The organism is Bradyrhizobium sacchari, assembly GCF_002068095.1.
GTDB lineage: Bacteria > Pseudomonadota > Alphaproteobacteria > Rhizobiales > Xanthobacteraceae > Bradyrhizobium > Bradyrhizobium sacchari.
The window spans coordinates 59762-78020 of the sequence record NZ_LWIG01000001.1; the positions used below are offsets into that span (position 1 = coordinate 59762).

The following is an 18259-nucleotide window of genomic DNA, read 5'->3' on the forward strand; positions in this document are numbered from 1 at the left end:
CAAACGCCGCCTTAGGTCGGCGGCTTTTTTCCCGCCGCATGTGCAAGAATGGCCCAGTAACAGGCGAGCGGCGGCCGCTTGGAGTTGGCAGAACTTAAGAAAAAGTATGGCGAGGGGCTGAACAGATCGTCTCGATGCGACTGCTCGGAAATTTCTACTTTTTTTTACGAAAGACACCTGGATGAGTCTTTTCGTCGGCAGGTTTGCCAGTCAATCGAAAGTGGTCCTTGAGGCTTTTCCGTCCGTGAAGGCCCGTTTTGCGCGCGTTGTCCGGGCGCGAGGGTCGCTTCGAATTGCGATCTTGTGCTTTTGTCTTGCAATGAGCGCGATTGCGGCGGGCCTCGGAGGGTATTCCGTCCTTGGCATCCAGCACGCAGGCGACTTGGTTGCCAGGACTTACGATGAATCTCTGATGTCGATTAATTACGCCCGCGCGGCTGGTGCCGATTTTGCCGCGATGCGCGTGGCGTCTTCACGCGTCACAAGGCATCCGTCTGCCCGTGCTCGACTAGATGATGAAATCGACAAGCTGGCAAAGACGCTTTCGGAAGATGTGACTATAGCGGCTGAACGGTCGCAATCAGCGCGAGCTGCGAAGGCAGCCGCCAAAGTTAAAGAGGCGGCAAGCGCCTGGGTCGCGCTTCATCGCCGTCCTCTTCAAGCGTCTACTGATGGCAGTGGGAACGATGAAGCGAGCGCACGGGAAGTCGACGACGTTGACCAGCTTTCCAGTGTCGTAAATCAACAAATCGAATTGCTGGTCAACTATACGGCCGGGGATGGCTTTCTATTCCGTCAGCGGGCACTTGGCGCGATCAAACGGGATCTACAACTCAATGTGGCGGCGCTGACCGTTGCGCTTCTTCTATCCGGTTTTTTCTCGTGGCTATTGGCACGGCGGATTATAGGCCCTGTCGCCATTGCGTCCAAAGCGGCAAGGAGCATTGCCGATGGCGACTTGAACGCGGACATTCCCAGAGGCAGCAGTGACGAGCTTGGCTCGCTACTCGCGGCCATGAGGAAGATGCGGGACAACATCAGGCAGATGGTTGATCGAGAGGTGGCGCAACGGCGCTCCGCGCAAGCGCGGCTTTCCGATGCGCTTGAAAATTCTCGAGAAGGCTTCGTGCTCCTGGATGCGAACGGACAGATAGCATTGATCAATTCCCGAGCGAGCGAATTCATCGGCTGCTCGTCGCAGCTTATTCATTCCGATCTTTTGCGAGCCGAGAAGGTACCGGGCGATGAATCAACCGCAGCGGAAATTACCCAACGTGAGGTCTTTGACGACGTCGATGGATTGGCGAGCGAGGCCCAACTCCCAGATGGACGGTGGCTACGAGTCAGCCGCAGCCCGACCCAAGAGGGGGGCGTTATCTTCGTTTATAGCGATATCACCAGTTTGAAGCATCAGAAAGTCGAGTTGCATGCGACGAACCTGAGACTGGATGCGGCGCTGACGCACATGTCTCAGGGCCTCTGTCTCTACGATAGTGGGGGACGGCTGCGGGTTGTAAACCGGCGCTTCTGTGAGATCTTTGATCTTTCGCCTGAGCTCGTTGTTCCGGGCATGACTTTCGAAGAAGTGCTCGGTCTGAGTGTTGCCGCTGGAAATCATGGCCGCCAGACGGTGCCCGATCTGCTGGCGGAGCGGGAGAACTTTTTGCTTCACAACGAGAGCGGCAACTATCTTCAGTCCCTCAGCGACGGACGCGTCGTCTCTATCGGGCATCGCCCCACTTCTGACGGCGGCTGGCTCAACAGTTGTGAAGATGTGACCGAACAACACAGAGCCCAATCTCAAATTGCCTTTATGGCACGCCATGATGATCTGACCCGACTGCCAAATCGCTCATTGTTCGCCGAGCGCATTGAACGGGCCATCGCGGAGGCCGGCCGGGGGGCTGGCTTTGCGGTGCTCTGTCTGGATCTGGACAATTTCAAACAGGTCAATGACACCTTGGGCCACCCCGTGGGTGATGGGCTGCTTTGCGCGGTCGCTGATCGACTGAGCGCGTGCGTCCGGGAGATTGATACCGTTGCCCGTTTGGGTGGCGACGAGTTTGCGATCATACAATCTGATATTCGAAACGCTGAAGATGCCGAGCGTCTCGCCCGCCGCGTGGTGGACTGTATCGGTGCTCCCTATGAGGTAAATGGGCATCGCCTCATCGTCGGGTGCAGCGTCGGAATTGCGCTTGCGCCGGGTGACGGCACGACACGCGAAAAGCTCCTAAAAAATGCGGACATGGCGTTGTACCGATCCAAGATGGACGGCAGGGGAACATGGCGTTTTTTTGAGCCAGCGATGGACGCAAGTTTGCAAAGCCGCCGCGCGCTCGAACTCGATCTTCGCGAGGCCATGGACAAGGACGAATTTGATCTGTTCTATCAACCCATTTATGACTTGCAGATGGACCGGATCAGCGGCTTCGAAGCATTATTGCGCTGGCCTCATCCGAAACGGGGGCTGGTGCCACCCGACCAATTTATTCCTATTGCAGAAGACATTGGTCTCATCACCTTACTGGGTGAATGGGTTCTCAACCGCGCCTGCGAACAGGCGGCTAGTTGGCCAAGCGAGCTGAAGATTGCAGTCAATGTCTCGGCGACTCAGATTCGCGATCCGAGATTCGCAGAAGTTATCGCAAACGCGCTTGATGCTTCCAAACTGGACCCGCAACGGCTTGAATTGGAAATCACGGAGTCTGTTCTGCTTGGAAACAGCGCCGAGACGATTGCAACGCTGCACAAGCTGAAGGCGCACGGGCTGCGTATCGCTTTAGACGATTTTGGTACTGGTTACTCCTCGTTGAGCTATCTGCGCAGCTTCCCCTTTGACAAGCTCAAGATTGATCAGTCATTCGTCCGTGACGCAATAGCGACAAAGGGATCTAAATTGATCGTAAGAGCCATTACCGGCCTCGGAAAAAGCCTCGGCATCACAACCACGGCGGAGGGAGTCGAGACGATTGAGCAGTTGAACCAGATACAGGCGGAAGGGTGCAACGAGGCGCAGGGATTTTTATTCAGCCGCCCGGTCCCCGCTACCGAGATCGCGCCAACGATCCTGAGTCTGAGAAATGGCCTGTCGAGATGTCGCTTGAGCAGTGCGATGTCCGACTAAGACGAATCAAGACTTTCCCAACTTTTATCCTGCTTCCGTACTTGGCTCCTTATTTTTCGGCACAAAGGCGCCCACGTGAATGGGTTGGAGGACTCACGGTTGCCAATGTCCCTTGACAGTCAAGCGCTTGCCCGCTGCTACTCCCGCCAGCAGCCGAATATCAAACAAGCGTCCAGATGAGAACCTATTCCGACCCACATGATCAAGTTCCTTGCAAGTGCAAGAATCCGAGGCCAAGGCAGTGAATACTTAAGCGCTGGACTGGGGCGAATGGCAGCCCCTTTGGTTTCAATCGTGTGTAGCTCAGTTCTGGAATGAACAGGTATCACTCGCTCGACAGCGCCGGAATGATTGCCAGGCAGAGCGCTGCCTCTGTTCAAACTATCGCGATGCACGCCTACACACCCTCGTTGTGTTTTAGATTGACGGCCGCGTTATAGAGTAGGCTCCTGAATCGCCGATCTTGCGGGATGGCTCCCATAAAAGAAAATCGGAGCCCTGCCCTTATGGAGATAAGGAGGGGGCTGTTCCTTGCCCCCGGAGTGAGCCACGCTGCTAAGAACAGCGCGCTACGACGCAACGTTCGTTTCCCGCCGGGGCTGGCGTTCGGCAGCCAGAGACTTACGCGCGTTCCTTTTGGTTCTCGGCGTCTCTTACTACGTTGCGCAACACAATTGCAGAAAGGCGCACAACGAGGTGTTTGAGACGAGCAATCTCTTGCTTGCAGTGTTCCAGCTCGTGCTGTTCTTCCGTCATCATCGATACTTCATGGCGATTTCCGTTATCGTCATGATTCATATCGCAACTCTTCTGACCAAGTGAGCCCGAACGAATAGTCTGCCTTGTGCCTGTCTCGCCAACCATTAAGATCCAGATCAAGCGCGGCGCGTCGTCAGACAAGGTATAGAATGCACCAACAGTTCATTTGCGGCCCGAGCGTGTTGCTCCGGCCACAGATTCGAACGTTTCGTACAACGACGCCGGCAATCTACTTTAGAGATGTACTGCACCGAATTTGGATGCGGGTGCTGTCGGTGCTTTTATAGCGTTGGTGCTTCCAAGCGTTGACGACGGAGCAAGCAGATCTATTATGCTCCCCTATTTCAGACATTTTAGTGAGTCGTGTTATGTCACCTGCGATGGAGTTGATTGTAGAGGGCTTTATTCGGTTGAAGGACCGTCAGTCGCTTGAAGATCTAATGATGCACCGACGTCGATTGGCAATGGATTTGAAGGCCAGGACGGGTTTCGACTGCAAGGCAACAATAGCTCAGATCGATCAAGACATCTCCATCATTGAAGCTGGATTGAATGCTCTTTCCAATCCGGTGTTAGGAGAGGAAGGCCTGCCGCAGATCCGGGCTGGGCAGTCGCCAAAGAACTTCTGAGTAGGGGGCTGCAGCACAGCCTTTCAAGAATTGATGGCCTAGAGGTAGCCTATTTCAGCTATGCGATTCTTCAGCTCCGTCGATTGACTGCGGGATTGGCGGCTGCGAGGTCCGGTTGGGTTCGCCTCCATCGCCGGACCTCGCTTCTTCGAACACTTGGCGCATGGCTGAAGAACGTAAGCGTAGTTCTGCGGCCCTTTTGAACGGCGCTTGACGCCTATTTTGAGCGCGTGGTGCGTCGCCGAGGCTTCCATATTTCCGACAATGCATTGACGGCGGCCTCGAGCGCCTTCCGGTCGACGACGTTGGGATCGAACTGCTCGGGGCCCCAGAGGCGCATTTGTTCGTGCTCCGGATGGGTGGGGTCGCTGATGGCGTCGAGGTATTCGGCATAGCCTGACGCACCACCGACATCTTCCGGAGGACAACGGCCGGCGGCCTCGAGCAGGAGGGGAAGTCCCTCCGTTGTCGTGTTGTCGAACCACTTTTCAAGCTTGATCACGTGATCCCAGCTGTCGCCGAAGTCGTAGAGATAATGGATCGTCTTGGCGCCGGTCTCTTGAACGATATTGGAGAGCCGCGTCTTGCGGGCATCGATGGGCTGAGGGTCAAAATCTCCATCGGGATCAGGGATACCCCAACGGCCGTCGCCGGCTAGGAACTCGAAGAGATGGCTATTCGTCCAGCCAAACGCCGCCTGAAGCGTCAGATGCAGCCGATCAAGGCGCAGGGTGATGGGTACGACAAGACACCGCATCACCTCCGGTTTCACGTCCTTGAGGGTTACCCTGATCCGGACGGCGGTCGTGTTAAGGCTCATGCTGCCAGTCTCGGATCGAGCGCATGCATCGTATAGGTCGATGCCCAGGGAAGCAGTTCGTCCAGTCGCGCCGCAGGCCAGCCATTAACGAGCTTCGCGAGAACATCAGCGAGCCAGTGCTCGGCACTGACGCCATTGAGCTTACAGGTCTCGATTAACGAAGCCAGAACTGCCCAATTCTCGGCGCCCTCGTCGCAGCCGGCAAAAAGGGAGTTCTTGGCGTTGAGCTTGATCGGCCGCATCGCTCGCTCGACCGCATTGGTATCCATTTCGATGCGCCCGTCATCAAGGTACAGTGTCAGGCCGTTCCAATGCCGCAGCGCATAGCGCAAAGCCTTCGCCGTGTCGCTCTTCTGTGCAAGGTGATCAAGCTTGGCCTCAAACCACTGCTTCAAGGCTGCAGCCAGAGGCCTGGCATGCGCCTGCCTGCCGGCGTGGCGCTCGTCCGCAGATCGGCCGCGGAGAGCCTTCTCGACCGCATAAAGCTGGGCGATACGCTCGAGAGCCTCGCGGGCAACCGGAGCTGGCGCTGGCGCCACCTCCCGTTCGATCTTCACAAACTGCCGCCGCAGATGCGACCAGCAGAAGGCGAGCGTCCCGGACAGGGCGTCCGCACGCGTCTCTCGGGTCATGGTCTTGTAGGCCTGATAGCCGTCGCAATGGATGATGCCGCGATAGCCCTCAAGCAGCCGCAAGCCATGAACGGCGCCGCGGCCCGGTGCATAGGCATAGACCACTCCAGGTGGATCAGGCCCGGCCCAGGGCCTGTCGTCGCGCGACAGCGCCCAGAAGTAGCCGGTTTTCGTTCTGCCGCGGCCCGGGTCCAACACCGGCGCCGGGGTCTCATCGACGCAGAGTTTCGAGGAGGCGAGCAGAAGCTGGCGCAGCCGATGCCACAACGGCTTCAGTTCCTGGGCGGCATAGCCGACCCAGAAGGCGAGCGTGGAACGGTCCACCGCTATTCCGTGCGTCGCCAGCATCTGCGCCTGGCGGTAAAGCGGCAAATGCCAATGATACTTCGCGTCGATCACATGCGCGACCAGCCGCTCGGTGGGCAATCCTCCCCTGATCAGTCGCTCGGGAGCAGCATGCTGGAGGACGACGCCATGACAGGCGCGGCAGGCGAGCTTAGGCCGGCGGGTGACGATGACGCGATACTGCGCCGGAACGACGTCCAGCCTCTGGCTCTCATCCCGACCAATCTCAAAGAGGTCGCCCGCACAAGACGGGCAACAGGTCTCGGCCGGCATCAGGGTTTCCACGATGCGCGGCAAATGCTCCGGCAGCTGACCACGGTTGGTTCTGCGCTCGGCCGTCCTCTTCTCGCAAACTCTGGGATTGGCGCGATCCTCGGTGGCTTCGAGGGCCGCGACGGCCTCTTCGATGTCCTCCAGAACAAGCTGCAGCTGATCAGCGTCCAGCTTTTCCGAGGATCGACCGAACTGCGCATCTTTCGCAAGCTTGAGTAACCGCTCGAGCCTGGCGCAGCGATCCAGCAGAGCCGCGGCAAAGACACGCAACTCGGCTGGATCGCTCGGCAGCTCATCGGGCAAATCACTCATTGGCCCGAGCTTGCCATGCTTCGCGCCGTGATGCAGCGAAGATTTGTATTTTACGCAAGCGCTTTCGGCTGCGGGATTCGAGGCGCGTGCATGCGTGTCCAATCCATGCCGGCCAGAAGCGCCGACAACTGCGCGGCGTTCATCCGCATCACGCCGGCCACGATGGGAGGCCATTTGAAGCCGCTGCCATCGAGCCGCTTCCAATACATCACAAGGCCGCTGCCATCCCAGACGACAATCTTCACCCGATCGGCGCGCTTCGCACGGAACACCACCGCCACGCCCGTCATAGGGTCATGGCCTAGCGTCTCCTTCGCCAACAGCGCCAAGCCCTCCGCACCTTTTCTGAAGTCCACAGGTTGCGTCGCCACGTAAATCATGAGGCTCGCGGGCATTGTCAGCATGAACGTGTCCGTCGGAGCGCTAGAAAAACATCACTCAGCACAGCAAGGCCAGGCGCCCCGCGCACCTCTACGCGCGCCCCTTGGAACTCGACCGTCACAACGGCGGCTTCCGGCGACCCGGAGGGTTCTGCGGTCGCCGGCAACGCCGATTCCGATACCACCGGCACGAACGACAGCGTGTCCGCCGACGCCGGAAGCACCAACTGGCCCAACCGCGCCCGGCGCCGCCAGTCATGCACCTGCTGGGGCCGGCAGCCATGACGACGGGCGACATCCGTGACAACCGCACCCGGCTCGAGGCTTTCGGCGGCAATCTGCGCCTTCAAATCGTCTGGCCAGCGCTTGCGACCTGCACCAGCATATACTTCGATACGTGGTGACAACGGTCGTCTCATGTCGTCAGAATGGTCGTCCATTATGAGCACCCTTGTAGAAGATCACTCTTCTAGCGGTGCTCTCAAGACTCCGCACAAACAATCCAAAGGGCCTCGGCGCTACGCTTACTGAAGAACCCCCACCAGAATCGATCTTACAGGACCTGCGGTCGAGGCATGAGCTTGGCCGCGTGCTGAATCCAAGCCGTGCATCTGAGCTATTGCGGCCGACCGCCCCGCCCGGGTGAATGAACCTTCGGGACAACCAGAGCCGCCTCGCAAACAAAGCCGCCTCACTTGACCTGCGTCTTTCACTCGAGATCAGCTGTTGGCCGTAACCGGCATGAGGCCCGCACCTCGCCATCGCGAATTTCGCCAGCGATACAGCTTGGCATGAGCAGATCGGCGGAGGTGCAACGATGGCAAATGCCATGGTTGATGCGAGACAGGAAGCTAATTCCCATCCTTGCGTCGAGGTGATCACCGGACAACGCCCGGCGACGCGAGCGCGGTCCTGCTCGCGGCTGCAGCGTCAGCCAGGCAAGCAGAGACTCGCATTCTGGCCGCCGGTGCATAGATGCCGCCCTTGTCGAAGAAAACGCGGCCCGAGATTATTACCTCGTGGAAAGACGATTATGACCGCGCCCTCGTCACGGTGAGGTGAAGCTTCTGCCCGTCCTCCAAAAGAACAGATAGTAGCGGGCAGTCGCTGGTAGTCTTGCTGATGGAAACCGCGGCCTCGCGCTGCCCGATGCAGTAGTGCCTCAGGAGGGCTTCCTTGAAGTCCTCCGCAAGGATTTCCAGCGGGTCTGAAGGCATGGTGGTTGCCATGGCTTTAAGTTCCCTGCGCTCGTTATCTTCATTCAGCATACTCTCTTGCCGTGAACCTATTTGCGGCGCCCTTTCGCGTAGTTTGGATGATTTCCCGCATCGTATAGGAATTTCGCGTCGAAATTCAGCGCAGGCGGGGTACTGATCAACGATCGGATAGACGCCCGCATCCTCGAGATTGTGCAAAAAAACAACCGCCTAACTTCCGAGGTGCTGGGCGAAATGGCCGGGCTTTCTGCTACTGCCTGCAACGACGACTGAAGAGGCTCCGCTCAGAGGGCAACATCGAAGCCGCCGTCTCAATCGTCTCACCGAGGGCTGTGGGAAGACCTATTCAAATGCTTGTGCTAGTCACCATCGAGCGGGAGCGTTCAGACATAATCGATGGTTCAAGAAGGACCATCAATCGTCAGTTGAAGTCGTCTTTGGAGTTTACGTCACTGGCGATGCCAACTTTGTCCTATGCGTCACCGCGAATTGCATCGAAGGCTATGAGCAGTTCACCCGGCGCTTCTTCTATACGAACCCCGACATTAAGGGCTTCAAGACGATGGGAACGGGGTATTGGATCGCGTAAAAGCGCGCTTTGCTATTCCCGTTGAGACTCCGCGCGAGGATTGACCAAAACGCTGATGCGGTGTTTACACGCGGATCGATGCGTTTGCCCGTTTTTTCGTCGCTTAACCCGCATAGAACGTGAAAAAACTGCCCTCATCCTCCTCTGGTGTCACGTCTATTCCAAGCTGGTCATGATCCCTCGGGAAGAGGTATTGGCATCTGCGCCACCACGCTCAAAAAGGCCAGTCGGCTAATCTTTTGAGATAGTTGGTGGTCCCGGGAGACTCGAACTTCCGACTTGCGGTTAAGGAAAACGAAAACGTAACCTTTTCATACCGTACGTGCTCTTTGGAGAGAAAGAAGAACGGGGCGCGGTCCTGAAGCTCGCAGGCCTGACATCGGCATCGGATAACAATCTGGGTAACTTTGCGGGACCGAACTGAGATTAGCACGACTTCTCAAGGCGTTGGGGTACTGGTTCGACGCTGGCCAGGGTCAGCAGGTGATGAACAGATCGTCCTCGCGCTGTGCCGCCATCCAGCGTGGAGCGATTCCGAAGGCTGCGGATTGACGACATTGCTGATGATGTTGGTGTCCAGAAGATAGCGCATCACAGGTTCACCTTGCGGCCTTCTTCACGTAGACGCGTCACGTCGAGATCGGCGCCGACGAGGGGCGAGCGACGTAACGCGGTCACGATGTCACAAGGCTTTGGTGGCTCGTCAGACACGGCCTGCTGCACCGGGTCGTAGATGCCCCTTCTCTGTCAACCTACACGATGCGTCGTCCAACGTCGCGATCAACCAAATTGCAGGCCCCACAGTTGATCACGAAGATGTTTGTTGTGCGCTCGACTTTGCGATTTACCGATCCGTTACGCTACGCAGCTCGGATCAGCGCGCGACCACGATGCAACAGATTGAAATCGCCGCATATTCTGTCTTGCATTGCGGCCGCAAGTCATCATCTTTGCCACCATGCGGAGCGATCCGCGCAGCAGCGAGGACGCCGCGGTGGCGCGAGCGAGAGAAACAACGGCAGAAAAGCTTCGCGTGGTCGCCGATGCGACGTGTGAAGCCACGGTTGCATTCGCAGCGTCCAAGCCTGATCTTCGCCTTATTAATCTGGTCCGATTGCTCGCCCGACAAGCCGCGCGGGATTTTGTCAGAGCCGAAACCTACAGCCGGAAGCGTGACCGTCTCCCGGACTAAGGAGGCGTCATGAAGGCCGCACTTTACGCCCGCTACTCGTCCGACAATCAGCGTGACGCATCAATCGAAGATCAGTTGCGGCTCTGCCGGCTCCACGCCGAAAAGCAAGGTTGGACGGTGGTTGACAGCTACGCGGACCGGGCGATCTCCGGTGCGTCGCTGCTTCGCCCCGGCATCCAGGAACTGATCAGCGACGCAATGCGCGGAAAGTTTGCGGTGGTGCTTGCCGAGGCGATGGACCGTCTCAGCCGCGATCAGGAGGACATTGCCGGGCTCTTTAAGCGTATGGCCTTCGCCGGCGTACGGATCGTCACGCTCTCGGAGGGAGACGTCACGCATCTCCACGTCGGGCTGAAGGGCACGATGAATGCCTTGTTCCTGAAGGACCTCGCGGACAAGACCAGGCGCGGCTTGCGCGGCCGCGTCGCGAACGGCAAGTCGGGCGGCGGGCTGTGCTTCGGCTATGACGTCGTCAAGCAGTTTGCTGCTAATGGCGAGCCGATCCGAGGTGACCGCACGATCAACGAGGCCGAAGCGTCTGTGGTTCGTCGCATCTTCGCAGACTACCTTGCCGGCAAGTCTTCGCGCACAATCGCATTCGAGCTGAACCGCGAAGGTGTGCCCGGACCGCAAGGCGCTGAATGGGGGCCATCGACCATTCACGGCAACCCAAGGCGCGGCGTTGGCATCCTCAACAACGAGCTCTATGTGGGCCGGCTCGTGTGGAATCGGCTCCGCTATCTCAAAGACCCCGATACCGGAAAGCGTGTTTCTCGGCTGAACCCCGAATCCGAATGGGTGATCCAAGAAGTCCCCGAGTTGCGCATTGTCAATCAGAAAATGTGGGAGGCGGTCAAGACGCGTCAGCAGGCGCTCGCCTACGAGCCGTCAGCGCCTGGCGAGAACAAGCTTAATGATCGCCGCCGGCCCAGATACCTCTTCGCCGGCCTTGTGAAGTGCGGATGCTGCGGCAGCGGGTACACGATGATTTCGAAGGACCTACTGGGTTGCGCAAGTGCGCGCAACAAGGGAACGTGCAATAACCGCTTGCACATCCGGCGCGACGTGCTGGAGACGTCGGTGTTAAGCGGCCTCCGCACGCATCTCATGGAACCCGAACTGTTCAAGGAATTCTGCCAAGAATTTACCCGTGAGGTGAATCGGTTGAGGATCGAGCGCGGGGCCGATATCGAGGCGCAAAGACGCGAGCTCGAGCGGACTGAGCGCGAGCTCGATAAAGCGATTCAAGCCATCCTTGAAGGTGTGCCGGGAGCGAAATTGAAGGACAAGATCGGCGCTCTGGAAGCACGCAAGGCCGAGTTGGTCGACGTACTCGCGAACGCGGAGGAGCCGCCGCCCCTCCTCCACCCCAATATGGCGGAGGTCTACCATCAGCGCGTGGCCGCTTTGTATGAGAGCCTGCTAAGTGAAGGCGAGAGAGCCGAAGTGGCGGAGGTTTGCCGCACGTTGGTCGATCGGGTGACACTCGTCCCCGATGGCGAACAGCTTGCGATCATATTGCGCGGGGACCTAGCAGCGATCCTGCGCTTTGCCGCGGGCAAGAAAAACCCCGACTTCCTTTCGGAGGCCGGGGCTCTGGATGGCCTGCTATCGCAAGCATCGGTGGTTGCGGGGATAGGATTTGAACCTATGACCTTCAGGTTATGAGCCTGACGAGCTACCGGGCTGCTCCACCCCGCGTTAAACCGTTGCTTTGCCTCCGCCGAAATGCCGGGGACGGTGCGATGAGGGCCGGCGCTGTTCGCGTGGCTTTTCTCTTCCGTCCCAAAGGCTTCCTTGGAAGGCAACCCGGGGCCAAGCCCGTCGGGTGCGGGGGGTATGTATCAAGGCGGGGTGCCTTTGGAAAGGGCTGGGCCGCGTTTTTTTCGACTTTATGACAGGCAGAGGGTCGGGATTCCGGGCCATTGGAGGCGCTCTTGCCAGAAGTTCCGCAAAGGGCCAGCTTGCGGCAACAAAAATCGGGGCAAATGCCCTTTGAGGGGAGAACGCCATGGACCAGGCCCTGACGAGCGCCCCGGTCGGAGCGCTGGCGGATGGCTTCCATGCCATGGTCGCGCGGTCGCGGACGGAGCCGGCCGCTGATCTGGCAGAGCGGCTCGACCGGCTGGCGCGGCTGCGCAGCGTCGTCGCCGACAATGAAGAACGCTTCCGGCGGGCGATCTCGGCCGATTTCGGCCACCGTGCGGCGGTCGAGACCACCATCGCCGAAGCGATGATGGTCTACAGCGAGATCCGGCATGCGACAAAGCACCTGAAGGGCTGGATGGCGCCGCAGCGCATCGCCACCGCGCTGCAATTCCTGCCCGCGCGCAACCGGCTGATGCCGCAGCCCCTCGGCGTCGTCGGCGTCATCGCGCCCTGGAATTATCCGCTCCAGCTGACGCTGGCGCCCGCGATCGGCGCGATCGCCGCCGGCAACCGTGTCATCATCAAGCCGAGCGAGCTCGTACCGCACTTCTCGGCGTTGCTAAAGGAGACGGTGGCCGCGAAGTTCGATGCCACGGAAATGCTGGTCACCGGCGTAGAGGACGAGGTCGCGAAGGCGTTTGCGAACCTGCCCTTCGACCATCTCGTCTTCACCGGCTCGAACCGGGTCGGCCGGCTGGTCGCGGAGGCCGCGGGACGCAATCTGACGCCTGTCACGCTCGAGCTCGGCGGCAAGTCGCCGGCGATCATCGATGCTTCCGCCGATCTCGAAGAGGCCGCCGAGCGCATCGCCTACGGCAAGCTGCTCAATGCCGGCCAGACCTGCATCGCACCGGATTACGCGCTGGTGCCGGAGCGCTCGTTGCAATCCTTCGCCGAGAAGCTGCGCGCGCAGATGCGGCGCATGTTCGGCGCCGATCCCGCCAACAAGGACTACACCTCCATCATCTCCGACCGGCACTATGCCCGGCTGGAAGGACTGGTCGCGGACGCAGCCCAGCGCGGCGCCAAGATCCTGCAACCGGCGAAAGCGGACGACCCCAACTGGAAGGCGCACCGCAAATTCCCGCCGACGCTGATCCTCGGTGCGACAGAGGCCATGACGGTGATGCAGGAGGAGATCTTTGGGCCCGTGCTGCCTGTGCTCGGCACGCGCGATGCGAACGAGGCGATCGCCTTCGTCAACGCGCGCGACCGGCCGCTCGCGCTGTACTGGTTCGGCAAGGACGGCACGGCCCGCGACGAGGTGCTCGCGCGCACCATCTCCGGCGGCGTCACCGTCAACGACTGCCTGTTTCATTTTGCGCAAATCAACCAGCCGATGGGCGGCGTCGGCGCATCCGGCAGCGGCGCCTATCATGGCGAATGGGGCTTTCGCACGCTCAGCAAGCTGAAGCCGGTGTTCTACCGCTCGAAGTTCAATCGCCTCGCCGACCTCTACCCGCCCTATGGCGGCAAGATCGCGCGGCTGGAGAAGCTGATGCGGTTGATGTCGTAGATCGTCGAACATCGTCATTGCGAGCGCAGCGAAGCAATCCAGAATCCCACCGCGGCGATAACCTGGATTGCTTCGCTGCGCTCGCAATGACGAAGCAACAAAGAACCTTGCAGGGTGAAACACATTGACCGATACATTCGATTTCGTGGTCGTGGGCGCGGGCTCCGGCGGCTGCGCGGTAGCAGGCCGGCTGTCGGAAGTTACGGCGACGTCGGTGGTGCTGCTCGATGCAATTCCGCATCCGCGAGGACTTCAACGGCGAGGACCATGAAGGGCTCGGGACCTACCAGGTGACCCAGCGCAATGGCGAGCGCTGGAGCGCGGCGCGCGCCTATGTGGCTCCCCGCATGGACAAGCGCGCGAATCTGCGCGTCGAGACGGGGCTCACGCCACCAAAATCCTGTTCGAAGGAAAGGCGCGCGGTCGGCATCGAATATGTGCAGTGCAGGCAGACAAGGCAGCTTCGCGCCCGCCGCGAGTTAGGCTGACGCTGTCGTCCCGGAGAAGTGCGACGCTGCGGCGTCATTCTCCCGTGTCGTCCGGCGGAGGCCGGGACCCATAGCCATAGGGAGAAGTTTTGGCGCGAGATGGCAACTCGGAGTCTTCGCCAAACCACGTCCTGTGGTTATGGGTCCCCGATCGGCGCGCGCTTTGGGCGCGCTTGTCCGGGGCGACGCCCGAGTGAAACGCGCCTGTCTGCGACGACAGCAGTGTTTAATTCAGCAAGAACCCGCCATCCACAGTCACCACACTCCCCGTCATGTACCGCGACGCGTTTGACGCCAGCAGCAGGATCGCGCCATCGAGATCGGACTCGGCGCCGACGCGGCGCTGGGGGATGCGCTTGGCGAGGCGCTCGCCTGCGGGGGTCGACCAGAAGGCGTGGTTCATCTCGGTGTCGATGTAGCCGGGCGCCAGCGCGTTGATGCGGATGTTCTGCCCGGCGAGCTCCAGCGCCATCGCTTTGGTCGCCTGGATGATGCCGGCCTTGGAGATCGCGTAAGGCGAGATCGCCTTCAGCACGCCGGTGCCGAGCACGGAGGCGATGTTGACGATGTTGCCTGACTGCTTGCGCGCGATCATGCGGCGGGCAACTTCAGTCGCGAGGAAATAGGCGCCTTTCAGATTGGCGCCGATCACGGCATCCCAATCGGCCTCGGTCTGCTCGGTCGCGAGTTTCTCGATGGCGATGCCGGCATTGTTGATCAGTACCGTGACGGGACCGAGCGCGGCTTCCGCCGCATCGACGGCCCCTGCGATCGAGGCAGTGTCGGTGACGTCGAGCGCGACCGCGGCGGCACGGCCGCCGTTGCCGCGGATCTCCTCCTCCAGGCTCTTCAACTTGTCGGTCTGCCGCGCGGCGAGCGCGACGGCCGCACCATGCGCTGCCAGCACCCTGGCAAACTGCCGCCCCAGCCCCTGGCTCGCGCCCGTGACGAGGATGGTTTCTTGACTGACGTCGAATAGGCCTGACATTGGAGACAACCTTTGGGTCTTTGGAGCCAAAAATACCAACGATTTTAGCAATCTGAAACCGGAATGATCGGTTCGGCGTTCATTCGTTCCATCGAGGCAACTTCCATCCGGCGTAAGTTCGCTCTCATGAACAGTTTCGATCTCGCCGTCTATGCCGCGCTCGCCATCGCGGTGGGGCTGGGTTTCCGGACCGGCCTGCTCCGCAGCGGCATGACCATCCTCGCCTATCTCATCGCTGCGCCGATCGCGGCCGCGCTGATGCCGCTGATCGCGCCGCAGATCGCAGGCAATCCGAACGCGCCGCTGCTGCAGAACTGGGTCTGGTTCTTCGGCATCTTCGTCGTCGTCGGCATGCTGTTCGGCCATATCGGCCGCTTCGTGCTGGACGATACGGTCGGCGAGGCCGGCATCGGCGACCGTATCGGCGGCGCCGCGCTCGGCGCCGTCAGGGTCGGCCTCGTCGCCACCACCCTCGTGCTGGTGTTCGACCGGATCGTGCCGGCGAACCACCAGCCGCCATTCCTCGCCGGCTCTCATCTGCGGCCGTTGTTCTCTACGGTCGGCCAGATGGGCTTCAAATCACTGCCGCCGGAGGCAGCGTCCGTAATCGACCGCCTCAAGCAGGACCGCCGCATCTAGAGCGCGGCGAAGTCGCACTTTAGATTCTTGTTTGGGCATGGTCTCTTCGGAAAACCGCTCCACACTTTTCCGGATCATGCCGGCGCATTTGCATCGCCGCGCCGAGCGCCATGCATTTTGGCGCGGGCCCGTCCCTTATCAGCGGCACCGCGATTGGCTAGAGTGCGATCCATCCAAAACCTGCCTGCTATTTTCGGGAGTGAAACAGTGGATCTTGGGATCAAAGGTCGCCGCGCCATCGTCTGCGCATCCAGCAAGGGCCTGGGTCGCGCCTGCGCCATCTCACTGGCGGAAGCCGGCGTTGACGTCACGCTGACCGCGCGCGGTGCCGAAGCCTTGAAGAAGACAGCCGACGACATCCGCAAAGCCTATCCAGGCGTGAAGGTCACCGAGATCGTCGGCGACATCACGACACCGGCGGGGCGCGAGGCGGTGCTGAAGGCCTGCCCCGATCCCGATATCCTGATCAACAATGCCGGCGGTCCGCCGCCCGGCGATTTCCGCAACTGGACCCGCGACGACTGGATCAAGGCGATCGACGCCAACATGCTCACTCCGATCGAGCTGATCAAGGCGACCGTCGACGGCATGATGGCGCGCAAGTTCGGCCGCATCGTCAACATCACCTCCGCTGCGGTGAAGGCGCCGATCGACATCCTCGGCCTCTCCAACGGCGCGCGCGCCGGCCTCACCGGCTTCATCGCCGGCCTGTCCCGCAAGACCGTGATCAACAACGTCACCATCAACGGCCTCCTGCCGGGCCCGTTCGAGACCGACCGCCTGACCGGCACCGCGAAGGCCGAAGCCGACAAGCGCGGCACGACCCCCGAGCAGATCCTGGCCGAGCGTGCCAAGCTCAACCCGGCAGGGCGCTTCGGCCAGCCCGACGAATTCGGCTACGCCTGCGCCTTCCTGTGCGGCGCCAAGGCGGGCTTCATCACCGGCCAGAACATCTTGCTCGACGGTGGCGCCTTCCCGGGAACGTTGTAACGCCACTGCGCTCTCTCCCCGCTTGTGCGGGGAGAGAGATGTCCGGGATCACCGCCGCTTCGTCGGCTCGTCCTCGTCCCGCTCGCTGGGATCGGATGAATCGGCGGTGAGGCGCTCGTCGGTCCAGTCGATGCCGAAGGCATCGAGCCCGTCCGCAAGCAGATCGCCCAGCATCGGCTCGCCCAGCAGATATTGCACCGTTTCGTGCCGGGGCTTGCGATACTCGGACCGCGCCTCCACCGCGCGATCGCGCAGATCGTCCCAGTCATCGATCGTACCGTCGCCACGCCCGAGCCATGTCAACGCGACGAGATCGACCTGTTCGTCCTCGTTCAGGGCAACGATGAAGCCGCCGAGCTCGCTGGCGACGGGATCGGAGCCGTCATCCTCCAGCACATCGACCGCATCGTCATCGCTTGGATTCGACCCCGAATCGGGATCGGCATTTGCTTCCTTGACGTCGAATTCGCGCGCCTTCTCGATGATGAAGGCGACCTTCTCGGCGGAAATTGCAAGCTCTGGCATAGGCTCCCCTCGGCGCGTCGTTGGGCTGGTTCCGGTTCCCCGGATAACGCAACATCACGACAGATGATCCATTGCGCTCCCTGACCGAAAATGAGCATCTTTCGGCGCCTATTGGTCCCGTCATTCCGGGGAATGACGGCGGAGCCGCAAAACAAGAACATGGGGGACGCCCGATGCATTGGAAGGTCGGCAAGGTCAGGATCACGAAACTCGTCGAAATGGAGACGGTCGGCTCGACCCGCTTCATCCTTCCGGCCGCAACCCATGATGAGATCCAGAAGCTGCCCTGGCTGATCCCGCATTTCGCTACCGCAGAGGGCCGGCTGAAAATGTCGATCCACTCGCTGGTGGTGGAGACCCCGACGCGCCGCATCGTGGTCGACACCGGCCTCGGCAACGACAAGCAGGGCCGCGGCGTCCCGGTCTGGAACAACCGCACCACGCCGTTCCTGGAGACCATGAGCGCGGCGGGCTTTCCCCCTGACAGCATCGACACCGTGCTGTGCACGCATCTCCATGTCGACCATGTCGGCTGGAATACCAAGCTGGTCGATGGCAAATGGGTGCCGACCTTTGCCAGGGCGCGCTACCTGTTCGGCAAGACCGAATACGAATATTGGCGCGACTACACGGCCGAGGCGGACAAGGTCGCGGTGTTCAACGACTCCGTGAAGCCGATCGTCGACGCGGGCCTCGCCGAGCTGATCCCGAGCGACCACCGCCTCTGCGAGGAGGTCAGCGTCATCCCGACCCCTGGCCACAGCCCCGGCCACATGAGCGTCCTGATCGAGTCCGACGGCGAACAAGGGCTGCTCACCGGGGACGTGGCTCATCATCCCTGCCAGATGGCCCATCTCGACTGGTGCTCGGTCATCGATACCGACCTCGCCCAATCGGCCGCGACCCGCC

The 18259-nt window shown here is 60.5% G+C and carries 16 protein-coding genes, 1 tRNA gene and 3 pseudogenes; 9 read left to right on the forward strand and 11 right to left on the reverse strand.

Translation table 11 applies throughout. The annotated features are described in order from the left end of the window. The first annotated feature begins 181 nt into the window (after nucleotides 1-181). Entirely contained in the window at nucleotides 182-3127 is a 2946-nt protein-coding gene (locus A5906_RS00315; RefSeq protein ID WP_080133331.1) for an EAL domain-containing protein, read from the forward strand. A gap of 621 nt (nucleotides 3128-3748) precedes the next feature. Here A5906_RS00315 and A5906_RS42815 read toward each other — a convergent pair. Beyond that, nucleotides 3749-3925 carry a hypothetical protein gene (locus tag A5906_RS42815; RefSeq protein WP_167523453.1) on the reverse strand — a complete coding sequence of 59 codons (177 nt, stop codon included), beginning with the start codon at nucleotides 3923-3925 and terminating at the stop codon, nucleotides 3749-3751. A gap of 329 nt (nucleotides 3926-4254) precedes the next feature. On the opposite strand from A5906_RS42815, the gene A5906_RS00325 reads away from it, so the two are divergent. Continuing rightward, nucleotides 4255-4515 (forward strand): hypothetical protein, encoded by a 261-nt coding sequence (locus tag A5906_RS00325; protein WP_080133333.1) that lies wholly within the window; start codon nucleotides 4255-4257, stop codon nucleotides 4513-4515. Between the two features lie 217 nt (nucleotides 4516-4732). On the opposite strand, the gene A5906_RS00330 is transcribed toward A5906_RS00325, so the two are convergent. The 5 genes from A5906_RS00330 to A5906_RS00350 form a co-directional block, all read right to left on the reverse strand. Next, nucleotides 4733-5335 (reverse strand): plasmid pRiA4b ORF-3 family protein, encoded by a 603-nt coding sequence (locus tag A5906_RS00330; protein WP_080133334.1) that lies wholly within the window; start codon nucleotides 5333-5335, stop codon nucleotides 4733-4735. After that, nucleotides 5332-6897, reverse strand: a complete 1566-nt coding sequence (tnpC, locus tag A5906_RS00335) for an IS66 family transposase (RefSeq protein WP_080133335.1) — start codon at nucleotides 6895-6897, stop codon at nucleotides 5332-5334. Before tnpC ends, A5906_RS00330 begins: the two co-directional genes overlap by 4 nt. 50 nt (nucleotides 6898-6947) lie before the next feature. Continuing rightward, nucleotides 6948-7301 carry an IS66 family insertion sequence element accessory protein TnpB gene (gene tnpB, locus A5906_RS00340; protein ID WP_080133336.1) on the reverse strand — a complete coding sequence of 118 codons (354 nt, stop codon included), beginning with the start codon at nucleotides 7299-7301 and terminating at the stop codon, nucleotides 6948-6950. Further along, entirely contained in the window at nucleotides 7295-7717 is a 423-nt protein-coding gene (tnpA, locus tag A5906_RS00345; RefSeq protein ID WP_080133337.1) for an IS66-like element accessory protein TnpA, read from the reverse strand. Before tnpA ends, tnpB begins: the two co-directional genes overlap by 7 nt. Nucleotides 7718-8308: 591 nt before the next feature. Continuing rightward, complete coding sequence (locus A5906_RS00350) at nucleotides 8309-8545, reverse strand: hypothetical protein (RefSeq protein ID WP_080133338.1); 237 nt, start codon at nucleotides 8543-8545, stop codon at nucleotides 8309-8311. Between the two features lie 102 nt (nucleotides 8546-8647). On the opposite strand from A5906_RS00350, the pseudogene A5906_RS00355 reads away from it, so the two are divergent. Next, a pseudogene (locus A5906_RS00355) lies at nucleotides 8648-9127 on the forward strand (AsnC family transcriptional regulator). A 441-nt stretch (nucleotides 9128-9568) separates the two neighbouring features. Here the strand turns inward: A5906_RS00355 and A5906_RS43590 are convergent. Continuing rightward, nucleotides 9569-9678 (reverse strand): annotated as a pseudogene (locus A5906_RS43590) (VapC toxin family PIN domain ribonuclease); the annotation flags it as partial. A 606-nt stretch (nucleotides 9679-10284) separates the two neighbouring features. Between A5906_RS43590 and A5906_RS46085 the strand changes: the two are divergent. Further along, nucleotides 10285-11310: pseudogene (locus tag A5906_RS46085) on the forward strand (recombinase family protein); the annotation flags it as partial. 48 nt (nucleotides 11311-11358) lie between these two features. Here the strand turns inward: A5906_RS46085 and A5906_RS46090 are convergent. Next, a complete protein-coding gene (locus A5906_RS46090) occupies nucleotides 11359-11667 on the reverse strand; it encodes a hypothetical protein (protein WP_347337582.1) in 309 nt (102 codons plus the stop codon). A 232-nt stretch (nucleotides 11668-11899) separates the two neighbouring features. Further along, a tRNA-Met gene (locus A5906_RS00375) sits at nucleotides 11900-11976 on the reverse strand. A 310-nt stretch (nucleotides 11977-12286) separates the two neighbouring features. Between A5906_RS00375 and A5906_RS00380 the strand changes: the two genes are divergently transcribed. Together A5906_RS00380 and A5906_RS00385 are read left to right on the forward strand one after the other, a co-directional pair. Next, nucleotides 12287-13720 carry a coniferyl aldehyde dehydrogenase gene (locus tag A5906_RS00380; protein WP_080133339.1) on the forward strand — a complete coding sequence of 478 codons (1434 nt, stop codon included), beginning with the start codon at nucleotides 12287-12289 and terminating at the stop codon, nucleotides 13718-13720. 227 nt (nucleotides 13721-13947) lie between these two features. Then, on the forward strand, nucleotides 13948-14208 hold the full coding sequence (locus A5906_RS00385) for a GMC family oxidoreductase N-terminal domain-containing protein (protein ID WP_430642334.1): 261 nt from the start codon (nucleotides 13948-13950) through the stop codon (nucleotides 14206-14208). Between the two features lie 226 nt (nucleotides 14209-14434). Here the strand turns inward: A5906_RS00385 and A5906_RS00390 are convergent, their stop codons facing one another. Continuing rightward, nucleotides 14435-15196 (reverse strand): SDR family oxidoreductase, encoded by a 762-nt coding sequence (locus tag A5906_RS00390; RefSeq protein ID WP_080133340.1) that lies wholly within the window; start codon nucleotides 15194-15196, stop codon nucleotides 14435-14437. Nucleotides 15197-15322: 126 nt separating this feature from the next. Between A5906_RS00390 and A5906_RS00395 the strand changes: the two genes are divergently transcribed. After that, nucleotides 15323-15835, forward strand: coding sequence for a CvpA family protein (locus A5906_RS00395; RefSeq protein WP_080133982.1), 513 nt, complete (start codon nucleotides 15323-15325; stop codon nucleotides 15833-15835). 207 nt (nucleotides 15836-16042) lie between these two features. Then, nucleotides 16043-16825 (forward strand): SDR family oxidoreductase, encoded by a 783-nt coding sequence (locus A5906_RS00400; protein ID WP_080133341.1) that lies wholly within the window; start codon nucleotides 16043-16045, stop codon nucleotides 16823-16825. 48 nt (nucleotides 16826-16873) lie between these two features. Here the strand turns inward: A5906_RS00400 and A5906_RS00405 are convergent, their stop codons facing one another. Next, nucleotides 16874-17350, reverse strand: coding sequence for a DUF3775 domain-containing protein (locus A5906_RS00405; protein ID WP_080133342.1), 477 nt, complete (start codon nucleotides 17348-17350; stop codon nucleotides 16874-16876). 173 nt (nucleotides 17351-17523) lie between these two features. On the opposite strand from A5906_RS00405, the gene A5906_RS00410 reads away from it, so the two are divergent. Next, the coding region (locus A5906_RS00410; protein WP_245326536.1) for an MBL fold metallo-hydrolase at nucleotides 17524-18259 on the forward strand (736 nt) is incomplete at its 3' end.

Excerpts from the sequence above, each read along its gene's own strand:
- A5906_RS00315 (WP_080133331.1), top strand. The coding sequence starts at position 182 with ATGAGTCTTTTCGTCGGCAGGTTTGCCAGTCAATCGAAAGTGGTCCTT.
- A5906_RS42815 (WP_167523453.1), bottom strand. The coding sequence starts at position 3,925 with ATGAATCATGACGATAACGGAAATCGCCATGAAGTATCGATGATGACG.
- A5906_RS00325 (WP_080133333.1), top strand. The coding sequence starts at position 4,255 with ATGTCACCTGCGATGGAGTTGATTGTAGAGGGCTTTATTCGGTTGAAG.
- A5906_RS00330 (WP_080133334.1), bottom strand. The coding sequence starts at position 5,335 with ATGAGCCTTAACACGACCGCCGTCCGGATCAGGGTAACCCTCAAGGAC.
- tnpC (WP_080133335.1), bottom strand. The coding sequence starts at position 6,897 with ATGAGTGATTTGCCCGATGAGCTGCCGAGCGATCCAGCCGAGTTGCGT.
- tnpB (WP_080133336.1), bottom strand. The coding sequence starts at position 7,301 with ATGCTGACAATGCCCGCGAGCCTCATGATTTACGTGGCGACGCAACCT.
- tnpA (WP_080133337.1), bottom strand. The coding sequence starts at position 7,717 with ATGGACGACCATTCTGACGACATGAGACGACCGTTGTCACCACGTATC.
- A5906_RS00350 (WP_080133338.1), bottom strand. The coding sequence starts at position 8,545 with ATGCTGAATGAAGATAACGAGCGCAGGGAACTTAAAGCCATGGCAACC.
- A5906_RS46090 (WP_347337582.1), bottom strand. The coding sequence starts at position 11,667 with ATGGTAGACCTCCGCCATATTGGGGTGGAGGAGGGGCGGCGGCTCCTC.
- A5906_RS00380 (WP_080133339.1), top strand. The coding sequence starts at position 12,287 with ATGGACCAGGCCCTGACGAGCGCCCCGGTCGGAGCGCTGGCGGATGGC.
- A5906_RS00385 (WP_430642334.1), top strand. The coding sequence starts at position 13,948 with ATGCAATTCCGCATCCGCGAGGACTTCAACGGCGAGGACCATGAAGGG.
- A5906_RS00390 (WP_080133340.1), bottom strand. The coding sequence starts at position 15,196 with ATGTCAGGCCTATTCGACGTCAGTCAAGAAACCATCCTCGTCACGGGC.
- A5906_RS00395 (WP_080133982.1), top strand. The coding sequence starts at position 15,323 with ATGAACAGTTTCGATCTCGCCGTCTATGCCGCGCTCGCCATCGCGGTG.
- A5906_RS00405 (WP_080133342.1), bottom strand. The coding sequence starts at position 17,350 with ATGCCAGAGCTTGCAATTTCCGCCGAGAAGGTCGCCTTCATCATCGAG.